The 5,996-nt window shown below is 55.0% G+C and carries 2 tRNA genes and 3 rRNA genes; all 5 read left to right on the top strand.

Annotated features, from left to right (window positions below):
• The first annotated feature begins 721 nt into the window (after positions 1-721).
• The 5 genes from AC5FX6_RS21465 to rrf all read left to right on the top strand — a co-directional run bounded on the left by AC5FX6_RS21465 (position 722) and on the right by rrf (position 5,945).
• Positions 722-2,244: ribosomal RNA gene (locus tag AC5FX6_RS21465) — 16S ribosomal RNA — on the top strand.
• Between the two features lie 165 nt (positions 2,245-2,409).
• Positions 2,410-2,486: transfer RNA gene (locus tag AC5FX6_RS21460), tRNA-Ile, on the top strand.
• Between the two features lie 33 nt (positions 2,487-2,519).
• Positions 2,520-2,593, top strand: a tRNA-Ala gene (locus AC5FX6_RS21455).
• Positions 2,594-2,810: 217 nt separating this feature from the next.
• Positions 2,811-5,704, top strand: a 23S ribosomal RNA gene (locus AC5FX6_RS21450).
• Positions 5,705-5,833: 129 nt separating this feature from the next.
• Positions 5,834-5,945, top strand: a 5S ribosomal RNA gene (gene rrf, locus AC5FX6_RS21445).
• The 16S, 23S and 5S rRNA genes sit together here with 2 tRNA genes alongside, the layout of an rRNA operon.
• Positions 5,946-5,996 lie beyond the last annotated feature (51 nt).

Below are 5,996 nucleotides of genomic sequence, written 5' to 3'. Positions count from 1 at the left end.
AGAGACTGAAAAAAACTTTGGCCAGGGCCTTGCAGGTTCGGAAAAGCTTCTTACCTTTGCAGCCCGCTTCGAGAGGAAGGGTTCTCGGAGAGCCTGCCAACACAGGCCGAAAGGAAAAGGAAAAAAAAGTTTTGCCAAGCGCTTGAAGATTTAAAAAGTCTTCCTACCTTTGCAGCCCGCTTCAGATGGAAGCATCACACGCTTCAGCCGGAAGCGTTCTCGAAAGGCTCGCTAACACAGGCCGGAGAGAAAAAAGAAAAAAAGTTTCGCCCGGGTATTGCAAGTTGGAAAAAGCTGCTTACCTTTGCAACCCGCTCTGAAACGAAGGTCTTCAGGGCACAGAAAAGAGAGTGCTTCGAGGCCGGCAGGGCTGAAAAGAAAGAAAAAAAGATTGAAGATAAAGCTTGCGGATTCGGAATTATTTCCGACCTTTGCACACCGAAAACGAGCAACGTCAGCCGGAAACAACAACAGGTTGTCACGGCAGCGGAGTGAAAACACAAGCAGCACACGCTTTCCATACGGGAAAGCACTAGCAGAAGAAAAAGTCTTCTGGAAAGTTCTTTGAGAGATTGTTGAGACAGAAAATAAGAAACAAGATAGGTACATCCGCGCGGGTGTGACGAGAGTCACCCACCGCGTCAATTCAAGAGAATTAAAAAGGAAAAGGCCACGGGTCGAACGGACACATTGACTCTTCGGAGTCTGAAAAGTAAACACTACAATGGAGAGTTTGATCCTGGCTCAGGATGAACGCTAGCGGCAGGCCTAATACATGCAAGTCGAACGGATCTGGGGGCTTCGGTTCCCAGGTTAGTGGCGCACGGGTGCGTAACGCGTATGCAACCTACCTTCCACTGGGGGATAGCCCGGGGAAACCCGGATTAATACCGCATGACACTATTTGAGGGCATCCGAAGATAGTCAAAGCTGAGGCGGTGGAAGATGGGCATGCGTGCCATTAGCTAGTTGGCGGGGTAAAGGCCCACCAAGGCGACGATGGCTAGGGGTTCTGAGAGGATGGTCCCCCACACTGGTACTGAGACACGGACCAGACTCCTACGGGAGGCAGCAGTAGGGAATATTGGGCAATGGCCGAGAGGCTGACCCAGCCATGCCGCGTGCAGGAAGAAGGCCTTCTGGGTTGTAAACTGCTTTTACCAGGGAAGAAAACGCTCCTGCGGGAGTAACTGACGGTACCTGGTGAATAAGCACCGGCTAACTCCGTGCCAGCAGCCGCGGTAATACGGAGGGTGCAAGCGTTGTCCGGATTTATTGGGTTTAAAGGGTGCGTAGGCGGCCCGTTAAGTCAGCGGTGAAATCCCAGGGCTCAACCCTGGAACTGCCGTTGATACTGGCGGGCTTGAGTTCGGTCGAGGCGGGCGGAACTGGTGGTGTAGCGGTGAAATGCATAGATACCACCAAGAACCCCGATTGCGAAGGCAGCTCGCTGGCCCGAAACTGACGCTGAGGCACGAAAGCGTGGGGAGCGAACAGGATTAGATACCCTGGTAGTCCACGCCGTAAACGATGATTACTCGATGTTTGCGATACACGGCAAGCGTCCAAGCGAAAGCGTTAAGTAATCCACCTGGGGAGTACGCCCGCAAGGGTGAAACTCAAAGGAATTGACGGGGGCCCGCACAAGCGGTGGAGCATGTGGTTTAATTCGATGATACGCGAGGAACCTTACCTAGGCTAGAATGCGCGTGACAGGCCCAGAGATGGGCCCTTCCTTCGGGACACAAAGCAAGGTGCTGCATGGCTGTCGTCAGCTCGTGCCGTGAGGTGTTGGGTTAAGTCCCGCAACGAGCGCAACCCCTACCTTTAGTTGCCAGCGCGTCATGGCGGGGACTCTAAAGGGACTGCCTTCGCAAGAAGCGAGGAAGGCGGGGACGACGTCAAGTCATCATGGCCCTTACGCCTAGGGCTACACACGTGCTACAATGGCCGGTACAGAGGGTCGCCACCCAGCGATGGGGCGCCAATCTCAAAAAGCCGGTCTCAGTTCGGATCGGAGTCTGCAACTCGACTCCGTGAAGCCGGAATCGCTAGTAATCGCGTATCAGCAACGACGCGGTGAATACGTTCCCGGGCCTTGTACACACCGCCCGTCAAGCCATGGAAGTCAGGGAGACCTGAAGCCGGTGACCGTCAAAGGAGCCGTCTAGGGTAAAACTGGTAACTGGGGCTAAGTCGTAACAAGGTAGCCGTACCGGAAGGTGCGGCTGGATCACCTCCTTTCTAGGGTCGGCCCGTCGGCCTTTTCCCGAAAGGCGCAGTGGCGCAAGGCCCGCGCGGATCGCACTTATCCTTTTCTTATCTGTCTCAGCATTCCTTTCAAAACTTAATTGATACGGAAGGCAAGGTGCGGCATTCATAGGCGTTCCCAGGAGCTTTAGTCCACGGGGGCTTGTAGCTCAGGTGGTTAGAGCGCTACACTGATAATGTAGAGGTCCGTGGTTCGAGTCCACGCAGGCCCACCACTTACTCAACAGCGTAACTACGGTTACCGACAGGGGGGATTAGCTCAGCTGGCTAGAGCGCCTGCTTTGCACGCAGGAGGTCAACGGTTCGACTCCGTTATTCTCCACTTGGCTTACAACAACACGGCAAAAACGGCAGGTTTTTGCATCTAACTTAAAGGAAACACTGAGCACGGGCGTCACACCCCGGACTTGAGCGCTTCGCTTTAGGAGAAGTTCTTTGACATGATGGGAGAGAGAAAAACAAAGACATTAATGAAGTCTGCCTGGAGATAATCCAGTGCAGCCCAAGAAGCGGGCCGGCGCTAGTTCACTAGCACCGGCGAGAACGCAGAGAAGGGCGCATGGGGGATGCCTAGGCTCTCAGAGGCGATGAAGGACGCGACAAGCTGCGAAAAGCTGCGGGGATGGGCACATACCAATCGATCCGCAGGTATCCGAATGGGGCAACCCGGCTAGTTGAAGACTAGTCACCCTACGGGGGGCGAACCCGGGGAACTGAAACATCTAAGTACCCGGAGGAAGAGAAAATAACAATGATTCCGCAAGTAGTGGCGAGCGAACGCGGAAGAGCCCAAACCGCGACTGTTACGGCAGTTGCGGGGTTGTAGGACCACGCCGTGGGACCAAGTATTGAAGCATAACATTCTGGGAAGAATGACCATAGGGGGTGATAGTCCCGTGTGCGTAAGCTGCTTGGCCCTAGTGGTATCCTGAGTAGGGCGGGACCGGAGAAATCCCGCCTGAATCCACCGGCACCATCCGGTAAGGCTAAATACTCCTGAGAGACCGATAGTGAACCAGTACCGTGAGGGAAAGGTGAAAAGTACCCTGAATAAGGGGGTGAAATAGATCCTGAAACCATGCGCCTACAAGCGGTCGGAGCCCATTCGTTGGGTGACGGCGTGCCTTTTGCATAATGAGCCTACGAGTTACTCCTCTCTGGCAAGGTTAAGTGCCTCAAGGCACGGAGCCGCAGCGAAAGCGAGTCTGAACAGGGCGCACAGTCAGAGGGGGTAGACGCGAAACTTTGTGATCTACCCATGGGCAGGATGAAGGTTGGGTAAAACCAACTGGAGGTCCGAACCAGTTTACGTTGAAAAGTATTTGGATGACCTGTGGGTAGGGGTGAAAGGCCAATCAAACTGAGAAATAGCTCGTACTCCCCGAAATGCCTTTAGGGGCAGCGTCGCGGTCGAGTCATATGGAGGTAGAGCTACCGATAGGACTAGGGGGAGTCAAATCCTACCGAATCCTGACGAACTCCGAATGCCATTTGATATACGCGGCAGTGAGGCGCGGGGTGCTAAGGTCCCGCGCCGAGAGGGAAAGAACCCAGACCGCCAGCTAAGGTCCCTAAATTCACGCTAAGTTGAACAAAGGGGGTCCAGTTGCAGAGACAGCCAGGATGTTGGCTTGGAAGCAGCCACTCATTTAAAGAGTGCGTAACAGCTCACTGGTCGAGCGACAGGGCATCGATAATAATCGGGCATCAAGCGTGGTACCGAAGCTGCGGATTATAGATTATTCTATACTGGTAGGGGAGCATTCCAGGGGCGGAGAAGGTATCCCGGCAAGGGGTGCTGGAGCGCCTGGAAAAGCAAATGTAGGCATAAGTAACGATAATGCGGGCGAGAAACCCGCACACCGAAAGACCCAGGTTTCCTGATCAACGCTAATCGGATCAGGGTTAGTCGGGACCTAAGGCCGAGGCGAAAGCGCAGGTCGATGGACAACTGGTTAATATTCCAGTACCGGCTATGCATAGCGATGCGGTGACGGAGAAGTGAAAGGACCGCGCACTGACGGAATAGTGCGTTGAAGGCCGTAGGTAGTGGACCGGTAGTGAAGTACGCCGGACCAGCTCAAAGCCGATAGTACCCCAAGGCCTCGGCCGCGGGGATAGCGTCCCTAAGCAGGCTCCCTAGAAAACCCGCTAAGCGTTTAAATGCATGGCCGCCCGTACCGCAAACCGACACAGGTGGTCGAGGAGAGAATCCTAAGGTGCTCGAGTGAATCACGGCCAAGGAACTCGGCAAAATGGCCCTGTAACTTCGGGAGAAGGGGCGCTTCCTCCAGCGATGGAGAAGCCGCAGTGAAAAGGCCCAGGCGACTGTTTAACAAAAACACATGGCTTTGCAAAATCGAGAGATGACGTATAAGGCCTGACACCTGCCCGGTGCCGGAAGGTTAAGAGGGGGGGTTAGCCGCAAGGCGAAGCTCTGAATCGAAGCCCCGGTAAACGGCGGCCGTAACTATAACGGTCCTAAGGTAGCGAAATTCCTTGTCGGGTAAGTTCCGACCTGCACGAATGGTGTAACGATCTGGGCGCTGTCTCAGCCGTGAGCTCGGTGAAATTGTAGTCTCGGTGAAGATGCCGAGTACCCGCAACGGGACGGAAAGACCCCATGAACCTTTACTATAGCTTAGCATTGACGCTGGGTAACTCATGTGTAGGATAGGCCGGAGAATGTGAAGCGGCGTCGCCAGGCGTCGTGGATTCTTCCTTGAAATACGGCCCTTGAGTTGCTTGGCGCCTAACTCCTCAAAGAGGAGGACCGTGCTTGGTGGGTAGTTTGACTGGGGTGGTCGCCTCCAAAACAATAACGGAGGCTTTCAAAGGTTCCCTCAGTACGCTTGGTAACCGTACGCAGAGCGCAATAGCAGAAGGGGGCTTGACTGTGAGGCCCACAAGCCGAGCAGGGTCGAAAGACGGATATAGTGATCCGGTGGTTCCGCATGGAAGGGCCATCGCTCAAAGGATAAAAGGTACTCTGGGGATAACAGGCTGATCTCCCCCAAGAGCTCATATCGACGGGGAGGTTTGGCACCTCGATGTCGGCTCGTCACGTCCTGGGGCTGGAGAAGGTCCCAAGGGTTCGGCTGTTCGCCGATTAAAGTGGCACGCGAGCTGGGTTCAGAACGTCGTGAGACAGTTCGGTCCCTATCTGTTGTGGGCGTCGGAGATTTGAGGGGTTCTGTCCTTAGTACGAGAGGACCGGGATGGACGAGCCTCTGGTGGACCTGTTGTGGCGCCAGCCGCAGCGCAGGGTAGCTACGCTCGGACGGGATAAGCGCTGAAAGCATCTAAGTGCGAAACCCGCCCCAAGATGAGATCTCCCTTAAGGGCCGTCAGAGACGATGACGTTGATAGGCCGCAGGTGTAAAGCTGGAAACAGCAAAGCCGAGCGGTACTAATTGCCCGAGCGCGTTCCCAAAGCACGCACCGTGCGACCGGCCACGCCGGCCCGCCCCTTGGTATAATGCCGAAAGTCTTTTTCTCTCCCAACTAGTCAAAACATAACTTTTACATAGCCATCACGCCCGCATAGAAACCGGGCAAAGAGAATGGCGGCTATGGCGCCGGTGAGCACCTCTTCCCATCCCGAACAGAGAAGTTAAGCCCGGCTGCGCCGATGGTACTGGGGTCACACCCGGGAGAGTAGGTGGCCGCCAACCCCACACAGCACAGCCCCTGATTCCGACCGGAGTCAGGGGCTGTCTGCCTTT

Source organism: Pontibacter sp. LHS2, from assembly GCF_058932845.1.
Note: the sequence above shows the minus strand (reverse complement) of the source record. Positions and strands in the feature narration are given on the sequence as shown.